Origin of the sequence: Flavobacterium sp. N2270, assembly GCF_025947225.1 — a bacterium.
Classification (GTDB): domain Bacteria; phylum Bacteroidota; class Bacteroidia; order Flavobacteriales; family Flavobacteriaceae; genus Flavobacterium.
Genome location: NZ_CP110005.1, coordinates 2,701,815 through 2,714,724, shown reverse-complemented (window position 1 = coordinate 2,714,724; position 12,910 = coordinate 2,701,815). Strand labels below are relative to the sequence as shown.

14 protein-coding genes and 3 tRNA genes are annotated in these 12,910 nt (G+C 28.8%); 6 read left to right on the top strand and 11 right to left on the bottom strand.

The annotated features are described in order from the left end of the window. Entirely contained in the window at window positions 1-1,461 is a 1,461-nt protein-coding gene (locus tag OLM55_RS12830; RefSeq protein ID WP_264559287.1) for a phytoene desaturase family protein, read from the bottom strand. A gap of 2 nt (window positions 1,462-1,463) precedes the next feature. Then, entirely contained in the window at window positions 1,464-2,366 is a 903-nt protein-coding gene (locus OLM55_RS12825) for a MerR family transcriptional regulator (protein WP_264559286.1), read from the bottom strand. Between the two features lie 119 nt (window positions 2,367-2,485). Between OLM55_RS12825 and OLM55_RS12820 the strand changes: the two genes are divergently transcribed. Then, window positions 2,486-3,628, top strand: coding sequence for a lycopene cyclase family protein (locus OLM55_RS12820; protein ID WP_264559285.1), 1,143 nt, complete (start codon window positions 2,486-2,488; stop codon window positions 3,626-3,628). A gap of 1 nt (window position 3,629) precedes the next feature. Here the strand turns inward: OLM55_RS12820 and OLM55_RS12815 are convergent. The 3 genes from OLM55_RS12815 to OLM55_RS12805 form a co-directional block, all read right to left on the bottom strand. Then, window positions 3,630-3,712 (bottom strand) — tRNA-Leu (locus tag OLM55_RS12815). A 44-nt stretch (window positions 3,713-3,756) separates the two neighbouring features. Next, window positions 3,757-3,829 (bottom strand) — tRNA-Lys (locus OLM55_RS12810). Window positions 3,830-3,859: 30 nt separating this feature from the next. Next, window positions 3,860-3,932 (bottom strand) — tRNA-Lys (locus OLM55_RS12805). A 126-nt stretch (window positions 3,933-4,058) separates the two neighbouring features. On the opposite strand from OLM55_RS12805, the gene OLM55_RS12800 reads away from it, so the two are divergent. Then, window positions 4,059-4,577 carry a shikimate kinase gene (locus OLM55_RS12800; RefSeq protein ID WP_264559284.1) on the top strand — a complete coding sequence of 173 codons (519 nt, stop codon included), beginning with the start codon at window positions 4,059-4,061 and terminating at the stop codon, window positions 4,575-4,577. On the opposite strand, the gene OLM55_RS12795 is transcribed toward OLM55_RS12800, so the two are convergent. Genes OLM55_RS12795 through OLM55_RS12785 form a run of 3 tightly spaced genes read right to left on the bottom strand, consistent with a single transcriptional unit; the run spans window position 4,569 to window position 6,036 of the window. Next, window positions 4,569-5,063 (bottom strand): phosphoribosyltransferase family protein, encoded by a 495-nt coding sequence (locus OLM55_RS12795; RefSeq protein ID WP_264559283.1) that lies wholly within the window; start codon window positions 5,061-5,063, stop codon window positions 4,569-4,571. The two genes, OLM55_RS12800 and OLM55_RS12795, sit on opposite strands and share 9 nt — an antisense overlap. An 18-nt stretch (window positions 5,064-5,081) precedes the next feature. Next, window positions 5,082-5,660 carry a TPMT family class I SAM-dependent methyltransferase gene (locus OLM55_RS12790; protein WP_264559282.1) on the bottom strand — a complete coding sequence of 193 codons (579 nt, stop codon included), beginning with the start codon at window positions 5,658-5,660 and terminating at the stop codon, window positions 5,082-5,084. Then, window positions 5,647-6,036 carry an RNA-binding S4 domain-containing protein gene (locus OLM55_RS12785; protein ID WP_264559281.1) on the bottom strand — a complete coding sequence of 130 codons (390 nt, stop codon included), beginning with the start codon at window positions 6,034-6,036 and terminating at the stop codon, window positions 5,647-5,649. The genes OLM55_RS12790 and OLM55_RS12785 overlap by 14 nt, the downstream gene beginning before the upstream one ends. Before the next feature lie 77 nt (window positions 6,037-6,113). Between OLM55_RS12785 and OLM55_RS12780 the strand changes: the two genes are divergently transcribed. Further along, window positions 6,114-7,061: an FKBP-type peptidyl-prolyl cis-trans isomerase gene (locus OLM55_RS12780; protein ID WP_264559280.1), complete on the top strand. Its 948-nt coding sequence runs from the start codon at window positions 6,114-6,116 to the stop codon at window positions 7,059-7,061. A 77-nt stretch (window positions 7,062-7,138) separates the two neighbouring features. On the opposite strand, the gene OLM55_RS12775 is transcribed toward OLM55_RS12780, so the two are convergent. Genes OLM55_RS12775 through OLM55_RS12765 form a run of 3 tightly spaced genes read right to left on the bottom strand, consistent with a single transcriptional unit; the run spans window position 7,139 to window position 9,579 of the window. Continuing rightward, complete coding sequence (locus OLM55_RS12775) at window positions 7,139-8,092, bottom strand: transketolase family protein (protein ID WP_264559279.1); 954 nt, start codon at window positions 8,090-8,092, stop codon at window positions 7,139-7,141. Window positions 8,093-8,102: 10 nt separating this feature from the next. After that, window positions 8,103-8,729: a hypothetical protein gene (locus OLM55_RS12770; RefSeq protein ID WP_264559278.1), complete on the bottom strand. Its 627-nt coding sequence runs from the start codon at window positions 8,727-8,729 to the stop codon at window positions 8,103-8,105. A 1-nt stretch (window position 8,730) separates the two neighbouring features. After that, entirely contained in the window at window positions 8,731-9,579 is an 849-nt protein-coding gene (locus tag OLM55_RS12765; RefSeq protein ID WP_264559277.1) for a transketolase, read from the bottom strand. A 186-nt stretch (window positions 9,580-9,765) separates the two neighbouring features. Between OLM55_RS12765 and tgt the strand changes: the two genes are divergently transcribed. Genes tgt through OLM55_RS12750 form a run of 3 tightly spaced genes read left to right on the top strand, consistent with a single transcriptional unit; the run spans window position 9,766 to window position 12,872 of the window. Continuing rightward, complete coding sequence (gene tgt, locus OLM55_RS12760) at window positions 9,766-10,896, top strand: tRNA guanosine(34) transglycosylase Tgt (protein WP_264559276.1); 1,131 nt, start codon at window positions 9,766-9,768, stop codon at window positions 10,894-10,896. 25 nt (window positions 10,897-10,921) lie between these two features. Further along, entirely contained in the window at window positions 10,922-11,998 is a 1,077-nt protein-coding gene (locus tag OLM55_RS12755) for an LptF/LptG family permease (protein ID WP_264559275.1), read from the top strand. Continuing rightward, the gene (locus OLM55_RS12750; protein WP_264559274.1) at window positions 11,985-12,872 is read left to right on the top strand and encodes a DMT family transporter; all 888 of its coding nucleotides are present in this window, start codon (window positions 11,985-11,987) and stop codon (window positions 12,870-12,872) included. The genes OLM55_RS12755 and OLM55_RS12750 overlap by 14 nt, the downstream gene beginning before the upstream one ends. The last annotated feature ends 38 nt before the right edge of the window (window positions 12,873-12,910 follow it).

Here is a 12,910-nt window from a genome sequence, read left to right as displayed (position 1 = left end):
TTAATTGTATTTTTTGATTAATTCTGCTACTAATTTTCCTGATATCAAAGATGGTGGAACTCCTGGTCCAGGGACTGTTAATTGACCTGTAAAATATAAGTTTTTTACTTTTTTACTTTTTAATTTAGGTCTTAAAAATGCAGTTTGTAATAGAGTGTTTGCCATTCCGTAAGCATTTCCTTTATAAGAATTATAGTCTTTTACAAAATCATTTACACAAAAGGACTCTTTAAATATAATATTATTTTTTACACTTTGAGTAGTTAATTTTTCAAATCGATCAATAATAATATTAAAATATTTTTCTCTTATTTCTATAGTATCTTCAATTCCTGGTGCTAATGGAATTAAAAATATTCCAGCTTCTTTGTCTTCTGGAGCTGCTTTATTGTCGGTTTTTGAAGGAAAACTTGCATAAAATAAAGGTTCTTTAGGCCATTGTGGATTGTCATAAATTTCTTCTGCATGATTATCAAATGATGTGTCAAAGAATAAACTATGATGTTCTACGTTTTTAATTTTTTTATCAAAGCCAACATAAAATAATAATGATGATGGAGCAAATACTTTTGATTCCCAATATTTTTCTGAATACTGTCTGTCTTTTTTATTTAATAAAGTTTCAGAATGATGATAATCAGCACCACTTAAAACAATATCACTTTTAATATATTCACCGTTACAAATGATTCCTGTTGCAGTTCCATTTTCGGTTATTATTTTTTCAATATTTGAATTCGTTTGAATTTGAACCCCAAATTCTTTAGCTAGTTTTTCCATAGCTAGAATAACCGAATACATTCCGTTTTTAGGGTGCCAAGTTCCTAATCCAAAATCGGCAAAATTCATAAAGTTGTAAAATGAAGGTGTATCGCTTGGTTTTGCTCCTAAGAATAGCACAGGAAATTCTAGAATTTTTACTAACTTTTCATTTTTAAATCGTTTTCTTATATCTTTAGAGATAGTACTAAAAAATAAATATGCTTTTTTTGCTGTTTCTAAAGTAATTAACTCAAATATTGATTCTCCGGGTCTATACACAAGTTCTTCAATAGCAATTTTATAATTGCTTTGCGCTTCGCTCATGAACTTTCTTAATTCATTTCCACTTCCTTTTTCTTCTTTTTCAAAAGTTGCTATAATGGATTCTAAGTTATCTGAAATTGTTATGAATTCATTAATTCCAAAATAAACTTGGTATGCTGGAGAAAGTTTTAATAATTCATAATAATCTGAAGGTTTTTTATCAAAGTCGTTAAAAAAATGTTCAAAAACATCTGGCATCCAATACCATGTTGGACCTATGTCAAAGGTGAATCCCTCTTTTTTAAGTTGTCGAGCTCTTCCACCAATGGTATTATTTTTTTCATATACAGTTACTGTGTTGCCATCTTTAGCTAGATAGCAAGCTGCAGATAGTGCAGAAAATCCAGATCCTATTATTGAAATATTCTTATTCACTATTATTGTATTTGTTTTGTTAACTCTTCAATTGATTTAAAGGCGCTTATTTTTTTAGGTAGTTTACTTGTGTTAATATATTGTGTCATTCTACCAATTAAAAAAAGCTCATTATTATTATCTGTTAGAATTTCTTTTTCAAAATCTAATATATATTGATCAATATTTTCTTGTAATGGTTCTACGGTTAAATAACTAACAAAAGTGATGTTGTTAAAAAATGTAGTAATGTCTTTTAAACTCTCTACAGGTACATTTTCACCTAGATAGATACATCTATAACCTTGAAGAAGTATTTCATAATTTAAATACATTAAACCAATTTCATGTATTTCATTCATAGGTAAGTACAAAACAAAAACTTTATCGTTCTTTGTTGGTTCTAATATTTGAACTTTTTCTGTATTTACTTGGATTTTTTGTCTTAATAAATTACTAATAAAATGTTCATGTGCTGGAGATATAGTTTTGGTTTGCCAAAGCAGACCTATTTCGTTCATTAAGGGAATAAATACCTCAAAAAAAACTTCCCTGAAACTTTTTTCAGATAATAAAGCATCATACGTTTTAAAAAATAAAGGTTGATCAAAATTCATCATTGCCATTTTAAATGAATTTATGGCATGATTTTTTGCAGTTTTTTCGGTAGTAATTTTTTTTACTAATTCTGGAATTTCATTTTCATCTAATTTAGAAATTTTAGAAATTTTATATCCATAATCATGTAAAAGAACAATGTTTAGTAATTTTTGTAAATTATTAATGTCATAATATCTAATGTTAGAATCAGTACGCATTGGTTCAAGAGCATTGTATCTTTTCTCCCATATTCTAATTGTGTGAGCTTTTATACCTGAAAGGTTTTCTAAATCTTTTATGCTGAATATATTTTTAACATTGTTCATCTTTTCTGTAAATTTGTTAAACAAAAGTAAATAATTTTATTTTAAAACGATTGTTTTTTTGAAATTAATTTTGTTTTAAAACTATTGTTATCCTTTTTTAACTTTATTTTTGTTTAGTTATGACTTATGATTATACTTTTTCAGGATTAGGTTTGTCTACTATTTTAGTTTTAAACGAAATGTTTGAAAATAACTTATTAGAAGGTAAACGTATTTTAATTATTGAACCAAATGAATTAGCTAAAGATGAAAAAACATGGTGTTATTGGGAAGGTGATATAGGGAAATTTGATAATTATATAAATGCAAAGTGGAATAGTGCGCTATTTAAAAATGAAAATAACTCTATTAATTGCCTGAATGAAGGATTAGTTTATAAACAAATTTCATCAACTCAATTTATTGAAAACTTGTTTAATAAGCTAGTTTTAAATGTTAGTTTAACCTTAAAAAAAGAAACGTTTGTCTCGTTTAAATCTAACGATTTGGAAGTTGAAATTGTAACGGATAAGAATTCATATAATTCAGAATATTTCTTTTCTAGTGTTTTGGTAAATAGTAACTATAAATCAAGTTTAAAATATCCCTTGTTGAATCAGCATTTTATTGGTTGGTTTGTAGAAACTAAAGATCCTTTTTTCGATCCTGAAAAAGCTACTTTCATGGATTTTAGCGTTAATCAAAAACAAAACACTCGTTTTATGTATGTTTTGCCTTTTTCAAAAAATAAAGCATTGATTGAATATACTTTGTTTTCTAAAGATTTATTAGCAGAAGAAGAGTACGAACATGAAATTGAATTATACATGAGTAAAATGGGAATAACGGATTATTCTATATTAAAAAAAGAACAAGGAAATATTCCTATGACAGTTTTTCCTTTTTGGAAAAATAATGAAAAAAGAGTTTTGTTTATTGGAACTGCTGGTGGCTGGACAAAAGCAAGTACAGGTTATACTTTTCAAAATTCAGTCAAAAAAGCAGAAGAAGTGGTTTCTTTTTTAAAGAAAGGAAATGTAGATTTTAAGAATTTCCATAAATGGAACAAGTTTACTTTCTACGATTCCTTGTTTGTAGATGTTTTATACACCAATAATAGTTTAGGTAAAGAAATATTTTCTAGTATGTTTACGAAAGTAAATCCGAATTTAATTTTAAAATTTTTAGATGAAAAGACAAACTTATATGAAGATTTTAAAATTATTTTAGCTTGTCCTAAATTACCTTTTTTAAAGGCTTTGTTTAAAAAGATAATAAAATAAGTGACCATGGAGGGATTTGAACCCTCACGCCCTTGCGAGCACCACCCCCTCAAGATGGCGAGTCTACCGTTTCTCCACATGGCCGTAAACAAAAAAAGCTAAGCAAATAGCTTAACTTTTTTTATTTGTGACCTGGCTGGGGCTCGAACCCAGGACCCCATCATTAAAAGTGATGTGCTCTACCAACTGAGCTACCAAGTCGATGCTATCAAGGAAAAATGTTTTATTTTGTGACCTGGCTGGGGCTCGAACCCAGGACCCCATCATTAAAAGTGATGTGCTCTACCAACTGAGCTACCAAGTCATTCTTTTTCCTTGAATGCGGGTGCAAATATATAAACTTAAATCTACTTTTCAATGGGAATTTCTTATAAATTTGTATTTTTTTTAAAATTTATTTTTAACTACCTTATTTTTAAGTAATTATTATATGAAGAAAATTATCCTTGTTGGTTATATGGGTTCTGGGAAATCTACAATTGGTAAAGTGTTATCAGAAAATGTAGGAATTCCCTTTTATGATTTAGATGAAATAATTGAGAAACACGAAAATATGTCTGTCAAAAAAATCTTTGAAAGAAAAGGAGAAGTATATTTTAGAAAGTTAGAACATTTGCTTTTGAATGCATTTATAGATGAAAATGAACATTTTGTTTTGGCATTAGGAGGAGGAACTCCATGTTATGCAAATAATCATGAAGTTTTAAAACGAGAAGATATTCTTTCTTTTTATTTGAAAACTTCAGTTGAGATTTTATCTGAAAGATTGAAATTAGAAAAAGAAGCAAGACCTTTAATTGCAAATTTTAATGACGAACAATTAACGGATTATATAAACAAGCATTTATTTGATAGGAACTATTACTATTTTCAATCAAAGCATACAATAGATTGTGCTTTGAAAAATAAAGAGGAAATTATTTTAGATATAAAAGCGTTATTAGCTTAAATAAGCATAACTGTTGTCTTTTTCAAAAACGACTTGTATGTGTTCTTGTAAAGATGTTGATAATGATATTCCTTTAAAATCTGCTTTAACAGGATATTTTTTGTGGTTGCGGTCAATTAGGACAGCTGTCTTAAACTTATTTAAAGGTACTTCTAAGAAATGTTTTACACCGTAAACAAGTGTAGAGCCAGAATTTAATACATCGTCAACTAGCACTAAGGCTTTGTTTTCATATTCAAATGGTGCTAAAGATGTTGTGATGGTGTCTTTGGGATTTTGTTTGTTGATTTTAACTTCACATAAAATAACTTTCAAATCTGATATTTTAGAAAGTTCTTCCGCTATTTTTTGAGCAAAAATATAACCACTATTTGCAATTCCTGCAATAACAACTTCTTTTTCATCAACGAAAGTTTCAAGAATTTGATAACTAATTCTCTTCGTTTTATGAATTATTTCTTCGTTTGTTAAGATTATATTCTTCATGTAAAGGTTTGTGTTGTGTTATTTTGTCTCAAAGATAAAAAAGAGTTCTTTATTTGCACGAGGTTTTATTGAATTATATGCTTTTTCTAATGTATTTAATTTGAATTTTTCTGAAAACAAATTTATATATTCATCAATTGATCCACCAAATGGAGGTCCGCTTTCAGTTAAAGGAAAATCAAATAATAATCCTGCTATTTTTCCATTAGAATTTAATAATTCATTTACTTTAATGGCGTAATTTGGTCTTAAATTAGGATCTAATGCGCAAAAAAAAGTTTGTTCAATAATTAAATCAAACTTTTCATTCAAATTAAAAAAATTGTCTTGAATTAAATTTGATTTAAAATCAGGATTCCTTTTGGCAATATTTTGTAATGGAGTAGGAGCTAAATCGACTACAAAGACATTTTTAAAACCCTTGTGTATTAAATAATCAAACTCATGACCATTTCCAGCTCCAGGAATTAATATTTTTATGTCTTTGTTAACGAGTTGGTTAATGTATTCTTTTAATGGAGTTGTTATTTCTCCAGCATCCCATCCAATTTCATTTTTCTGATATCTGCTTTCCCAATAGTCACTATTCAATTCCATCTTCTTCAAAATTTTCATTGGTATAATCGTCAATATCTCTTCTCTCTTTTTTAGTTGGTCGCCCATCACCTTTAGATCGATAATGTTCTTTAGCGAGTTTTAATAATTCAAAACGTTCAAATTCTTCTTTTGGAGTTTCATCTTTTCTATAAACATCTACTAATTTAGCACCAACTCTGTTTTGAGGAAGGTCTAAAACTGTAATTTTATAATTAATTTGGTCTTTACGTAAGGCAATTTTATCTGTTGCAAAAACTTCTCTAGAAGGTTTTGCTTGTTGTCCATTAATGGATACGTGCCCTTTTTTAATAGCTTCGGTAGCAATACTTCTTGTCTTAAAATAACGAGTACACCATAAAAATTTATCAACTCTCATACAATTTTCAAAAATCAATGTTAATATTTATACAAAAATAAACGAAAATTGTATCTTGCACCAAAATTACTTTGAAAATGAAAAATATTTATAAAGCACTTTGCTTTGTGGTTTTAGCTACCACTTTAGTTGCTTGTCCAAGTGATGATTCGAGTTATACAATAAGAGACTATCAGGAAGTTTATGATGAGGATATTATTGAGATTGAAGATTATCTAAAATCAAATTACTTAACGGTAGACGCTGATATGAATGCAACGGTTACTGAAATTGAAGATGGAGGTACTGAAACTTCTATTTGGGATCAAACAACTTACCCACTTCAATCATTCATTGTAAAAAATGATTCTAGAAACTCTGTATTAATTGATGGTAGGGTTGAAGACGATGTTGATTATAAATTATATTATATTGTTTTAAATGAAGGTGGTGGTGTAACTCCTGCTACTGTTGATTCTACATTTACAGCATATAGAGGCTGGAATTTGTATAATACAACTTTCGATGAAAATACCCAAGGTGTTTGGTCTTCTTTCCCGGAATCTAATGTTTCTTTTATTTCTGGATATAGACAAATTTTATCAAAAATAAAAACTGAAGCAAGCGCACCTGTTGATAATGGAGATGGTACTTTCTCAAGAGTTGATTTTGGAAATGTTATTGTGTTTATTCCTTCTGGATTAGCTTACTTTAATAATTCAAGAGAGAATATTGAACAATATGGGCCAATTTGTTTTCAAATTAAACTTTACTCTCGTAAAGAAAGAGATCACGATGGAGATAAAATTTTAACGAAGTATGAAGATATTAATAATGATGGAGATTATTTTAATGATGATTCAGATGGAGATGAATTACCTGACTTTTTTGATGTAGATGATGATGGAGATGGTACTTTAACTAAAACAGAAATTATAGAAACTGACGATAATAATGGTAATGTTACTTATTATGACTTTGCAAATATTCCATTTTGTAATAGTGGAACAATAAAATTACATTTAGATCCTGCTTGTCACAATTAATTACAGAGAAAATATATATAAATAAAAAATCCCGATTTATTAAAAATCGGGATTTTTTATTTATATATTAAAAAGAATTATTTTCTCTTCAATACTTTTTCTACAGCTTCAACAATTGCTTGATTATTTAGCTTGTATTTATCCATTAATTGAGCTGGAGTTCCAGATTCACCAAAACTATCATTAACTGCTACAAATTCTTGCGGTGCTGGATTGTTTAAGCTTAAAACTCTAGAGACACTTTCTCCAAGTCCACCTAAGATATTATGCTCTTCTGCAGTAACTACACAACCAGTTTTAGCAACCGATTTTAAAATTGCTTCATTATCTAATGGTTTAATAGTGTGAATGTTAATTACTTCAGCGGAAATTCCTTTAGCTTCTAAAGCTTCGGCAGCAATAAGAGCTTCCCAAACTAAATGTCCAGTAGCTACAATAGTAACATCTGTACCTTCATTTAGTAAAATTGCTTTTCCAATTATAAATGGTTCGTCAGCAGGCATAAAGTTAGGTACGACTGGTCTTCCAAATCTTAAATAAGCAGGCCCTTTGTGATCTGCAAGAGCAATTGTAGCTGCTTTTGTTTGATTATAATCGCAAGTATTAATAACCGTTATTCCTGGCAACATTTTCATTAACCCAATATCTTCCAATATTTGATGTGTTGCGCCATCTTCACCAAGTGTTAAACCAGCGTGAGAAGCACAAATTTTTACATTTTTTTCTGAGTAAGCAACCGATTGACGAATTTGATCGTAAACTCTTCCTGTTGAAAAGTTAGCGAAAGTTCCTGTAAAAGGAATTTTTCCACCAATGGTTAATCCGGCAGCAATTCCAATCATGTTTGCTTCAGCAATTCCAATTTGGAAAAAACGTTCTGGATGATTTTTTTTAAAATCGTCAAATTTTAATGAACCAATTAAATCGGCACAAAGCGCAACAACGTTTTCGTTTTTTTGTCCAAGTTCAGTCATTCCGGCACCAAAGCCCGAACGTGTATCTTTACTTCCTGTATTTGTATATTTTTTCATTTAATTAAGATTAATCGTTTACAGTTACATTAACTGATTTGTCAATTTTTAATTTTGATTTTAATTTTAGTTTTAATTTTTTTCCTCTCCATTTTTTTGTAAAAATTTCAATAGGATATCCAAAATTCGATTCTTTGTACTCTGTTCTTGTAATTAAGCAATGTGTAAAATAATCAATTGCGAGAAGACTAAATTTAAAATCATTAGATTTTTCATAAATTATATAAGACTCACTAATTAACTTTTTTGATTTTTTTTTAATTTTAAAAAATTTTATTTCAAGCTTTAAATGATTCTCATCAATTAAGATTTCTTTACAAGAATATTCATAATCATTTTCAAAGTTTAGTTTTATAGAGTCTTGAGCTAAATATCTTAAATCATATAAATTTTCTACTAAAAAAGAAAACCACAAGTTTGAATTTGAAAGTCTTAAAGTCCCAATTGTAGGATTTACCTCTTGATATTTGCCAATTAATGTATGTGTTGATTGAGTTGAATTTGATAATACAAAATATTCGTCACCAGACGCACTATCATGATAATTATAATAAGTGTCAAAATTATAATTTTGACCATTAACATAATTAAATGAAGCTGATACTAGAAATATTAAGATTATTTTTTTAAAATTCATTTTAGTAATCAACTAAAGTTGAAGTGTTTTGAGCTAATGCATTTGCTAATTGCTCATCGTTTGGTGCTTTTCCATGCCAAGCATGCGTATGCATCATAAAGTCAACTCCATTACCCATTTCTGTATGTAGTAAAACACAAACTGGTTTTCCTTTTCCAGTTCTTGATTTAGCATCATTCATTCCGGCTAAAATTGCGTCAATATTATTTCCTTCTTTAATTTCTAAAACGTCCCAATCAAATGCTTCAAATTTAGCTTTAAGACTTCCCATTGCTAAAACTTCATCAGTAGTTCCGTCAATTTGTTTTCCGTTAAGGTCAATAGTGGCAATAAGATTATCTACTTTTTTAGCAGATGCATACATAATTGCTTCCCAGTTTTGACCTTCTTGCAATTCTCCATCACCAAGAAGTGTATAAACTAAATTATTGTCATTGTTTAGTTTTTTTGCTTGAGCTGCTCCAATTGATACAGATAAACCTTGTCCTAATGAACCAGATGCCATTCTTATTCCTGGTAAGTGATCATGAGTTGTAGGGTGGCCTTGTAATCTTGAGTTAATTAACCTAAATGTTGCTAGTTCAGCAACAGGAAAATATCCTGCTCTTGCAAGTACGCTATAGAAAACAGGAGAAATATGCCCGTTTGATAAGAAGAATAAATCCTCATCAATTCCGTCCATGTTAAACCCTTCTTTTCTATCCATTAAATTGTTGTACAAAGTAACTAGGAATTCAGTACAACCAAGTGATCCACCTGGGTGACCAGAATTTACAGCATGTACCATTCTAAGAATGTCTCTTCTAACTTGGAAAGTTAAATCTTGTAATTGTTGTGTGTTTGATTTCATTGAAATAAAATAGTTTACGCAAAAATACTTTTAAATTTTTCTTTCAACAAACCTTTTTTAAGGAAGTTATACTATTTTAATTAATAATTTGTTGATAAGGTAAATCATAAAACAATTTTAAAATTTTGTATGTTCTTATACGCAAGTTATCTAATTGATTTATATTTGCGCTTGTAAAAAACAGATATGAAGTTCGATTTAATAAAAAAAGACCCGAATAGTAAAGCAAGAGCAGCTACTTTAACAACTGATCACGGAACTATAGAAACGCCTATATTTATGCCAGTAGGAACTGTTGCTTCAGTTAAGGGAGTGCACCAAAGAGAGTTAAGAGATGAAATTAATCCTGACATTATTCTAGGAAACACTTATCATTTGTATTTAAGACCACAAACAAAGATATTAGAAGCTGCAGGCGGATTGCATAAATTTATGAATTGGGATCGAAACATTTTAACCGATTCTGGAGGTTATCAAGTTTATTCTTTGTCTTCTAATAGAAAAATAAAAGAAGAAGGTGTGAAATTTAAGAGTCATATTGATGGATCTTACCATGTTTTTACTCCTGAAAATGTAATGGAAATTCAACGTACAATTGGTGCAGATATTATTATGGCATTTGATGAGTGTACACCTTATCCCTGTGATTATAGGTATGCAAAACGATCAATGCATATGACACATCGTTGGTTAGATAGATGTATTACACATTTAGACAAATTACCTTTTAAATATGGATATGAACAGTCTTTTTTTCCAATTGTTCAAGGAAGTACATATAAAGATTTAAGAGCGCAATCTGCTGAATATATTGCAAATGCTGGAGCTGTAGGAAATGCTATTGGAGGGCTTTCGGTAGGTGAGCCTGCAGAAGAAATGTATGCGATGACTGAAGTAGTTACAGCTATTTTACCTGAAGATAAACCGCGTTATTTAATGGGAGTGGGTACTCCGATAAATATTTTGGAAAACATTGCCTTAGGGATTGATATGTTTGATTGCGTTATGCCAACTCGTAATGCAAGAAATGGAATGTTGTTTACAGCTCATGGTTCTATTAATATTAAAAATAAAAAATGGGAAGCTGATTTTTCTCCAGTTGATGAAATGGGTCATACTTGGGTTGATTTAGAATATTCAAAAGCGTATTTACGTCATTTATTTGTTGCAAATGAGTATCTTGGAAAACAAATTGCAACTATTCATAATTTAGGGTTTTATATGTGGTTAGTACGTGAAGCAAGACGTCAAATTATTGCTGGTACATTTAGAGAATGGAAAGATAAAATGGTTGTTCAAATGAATAATAAACTATAGTAAATTTATATTAGTTCATAAATAAATGAAAATAATAGATAAGTATATTTTAAAAAGATATTTAGGAACATTTTCTGTAATGTTGTTAATGTTTATTCCTATTGGAATAGTTATTGACGTGTCAGAAAAAGTAAACAAGATGATTGCGAATAAAGTTGCAATGTCTGATATATTAGTCTATTATGTTGATTTTACTATATATTTTGCTAATTTATTATTTCCAATATTTTTATTCTTATCCGTTATTTGGTTTACTTCAAAATTGGCAAACAATACAGAAGTAATTGCTATATTAAGTTCAGGAATCTCATTCAATAGATTTTTAAGACCCTTTTTTGTTGGAGCTGCTATAGTTTCTTTATTTGCTTTAATGATGGGGTTCTTTTTAGTTCCAGCAGCAAGTAAAGGTTTTAATGATTTTAGATATAAAAACTTAAAAGGAAATAATCAAACCCGTGAAACTTCAGATATATTTAGGCAAATTAATACTGATGAATATATTTATGTTAGTAACTATAATTATATGTCTCAAACGGGTTTTAACTTTGCTTTTGAGAAATTTAAAGACAATAAATTAGTCTATAAAATAAATTCAAACAGAATTAAATATGACGAAAAAACAAAAAAGTATATTCTATATAATTATGTAAAAAGAACTATTGGAACTGCTAATGATATTATTGAGAGTTTAGACAAAACAAGCATGACTTTTGATTTTGAACCTGATGATTTAACTCCAGTTGTATATGTTGCAGAAACAATGTCTATAGGAGAATTATATAAGTTTATAGATAAAGAAAGAGAAAAAGGAAATGCAAATATCAGTACCTACTTAGTTGTTTTTTATAAAAAGTTTAGTTTACCTATATCTGCATTTATTTTAACGTTAATTGCAGTTGCAGTATCTTCTATGAAAAGAAGGGGAGGAATGGGAGTTAACTTGGCAATAGGAATTGTAATTGCCTTTACATTTATATTTTTTGATAAAGTTTTTGGAACAATGGCAGAAAAGTCTGCTTTACATCCATTTGTTGCTGTTTGGATTCCTAATTTTGTTTTTGGAATTTTAGCAATTTATCTTTTAAGAAATGCAAAACGATAATTTTAAAAGTTATGCTTTACTTCATCTAATTGTTTTTATTTGGGGTTTTACAGCTATTTTAGGAGCTTTAATTTCTTTAGACGCTTTGCCTTTAGTTTGGTGGAGAATGTCTTTAGCAGTTGTTTTTATCTTAATATATATTAGATTTAAAAAAATAAAAACAAAAATTCCAAGAAAAACAGTATTTGCATTTCTATTTGCTGGATTGGTAATTGCTTTACATTGGTTAACTTTTTTTAAAGCCATAAAAGTTTCTAATGTTTCAGTTACCTTAGCTTGCTTATCTACGGGAGCTTTTTTTACATCAATTTTAGAACCTTTATTGTTTGGAAAAAAAGTAGTTTGGTATGAAGTTTTATTTGGTTTAATCGTAGTAGGCGGATTATACATTATATTTAATGTAGAAGTTGACTATGTTTTAGGAATCGTTTTAGCGTTAACTTCGGCTTTCTTGTCTGCTCTTTTTACAGTTATTAATGCAAAATATACTAAAATATACATGCCTTCTGTAATTTCATTATACGAATTAGTGGGTGGAGTTAGTTTTTTAAGTATTTACTTGCTTTTTTCAGGCGGATTTACATCTGAATTTTTCTCACTTTCTATCGAAGATTTAGGTTGGTTAACATTATTAGCTTCAGTTTGTACGGCTTATGCCTTTATTGCTTCAGTAAAAGTGATGAAATATTTAAGCCCTTATACGGTTATGCTAACCATAAACTTAGAGCCAATTTACGGAATCATACTTGCGCTTTTAATTTTTAAAGATTCAGAACACATGAATCCAATGTTTTACGTAGGTGCCGCAATTATTTTATTAACAGTCATTTTAAATGGATTAATAAAAAAATATAAAAAACCAGAAACTAATTAATAATTCATGTAAGGTATATTCATTGAAAATTTTATCTT

Bases quoted from the DNA above. Each gene is read 5' to 3' on its own strand.
- OLM55_RS12825 (WP_264559286.1), bottom strand. From the start codon at position 2,366: ATGAACAATGTTAAAAATATATTCAGCATAAAAGATTTAGAAAACCTT.
- OLM55_RS12820 (WP_264559285.1), top strand. From the start codon at position 2,486: ATGACTTATGATTATACTTTTTCAGGATTAGGTTTGTCTACTATTTTA.
- OLM55_RS12800 (WP_264559284.1), top strand. From the start codon at position 4,059: ATGAAGAAAATTATCCTTGTTGGTTATATGGGTTCTGGGAAATCTACA.
- OLM55_RS12795 (WP_264559283.1), bottom strand. From the start codon at position 5,063: ATGAAGAATATAATCTTAACAAACGAAGAAATAATTCATAAAACGAAG.
- OLM55_RS12790 (WP_264559282.1), bottom strand. From the start codon at position 5,660: ATGGAATTGAATAGTGACTATTGGGAAAGCAGATATCAGAAAAATGAA.
- OLM55_RS12785 (WP_264559281.1), bottom strand. From the start codon at position 6,036: ATGAGAGTTGATAAATTTTTATGGTGTACTCGTTATTTTAAGACAAGA.
- OLM55_RS12780 (WP_264559280.1), top strand. From the start codon at position 6,114: ATGAAAAATATTTATAAAGCACTTTGCTTTGTGGTTTTAGCTACCACT.
- OLM55_RS12775 (WP_264559279.1), bottom strand. From the start codon at position 8,092: ATGAAAAAATATACAAATACAGGAAGTAAAGATACACGTTCGGGCTTT.
- OLM55_RS12770 (WP_264559278.1), bottom strand. From the start codon at position 8,729: ATGAATTTTAAAAAAATAATCTTAATATTTCTAGTATCAGCTTCATTT.
- OLM55_RS12765 (WP_264559277.1), bottom strand. From the start codon at position 9,579: ATGAAATCAAACACACAACAATTACAAGATTTAACTTTCCAAGTTAGA.
- tgt (WP_264559276.1), top strand. From the start codon at position 9,766: ATGAAGTTCGATTTAATAAAAAAAGACCCGAATAGTAAAGCAAGAGCA.
- OLM55_RS12755 (WP_264559275.1), top strand. From the start codon at position 10,922: ATGAAAATAATAGATAAGTATATTTTAAAAAGATATTTAGGAACATTT.
- OLM55_RS12750 (WP_264559274.1), top strand. From the start codon at position 11,985: ATGCAAAACGATAATTTTAAAAGTTATGCTTTACTTCATCTAATTGTT.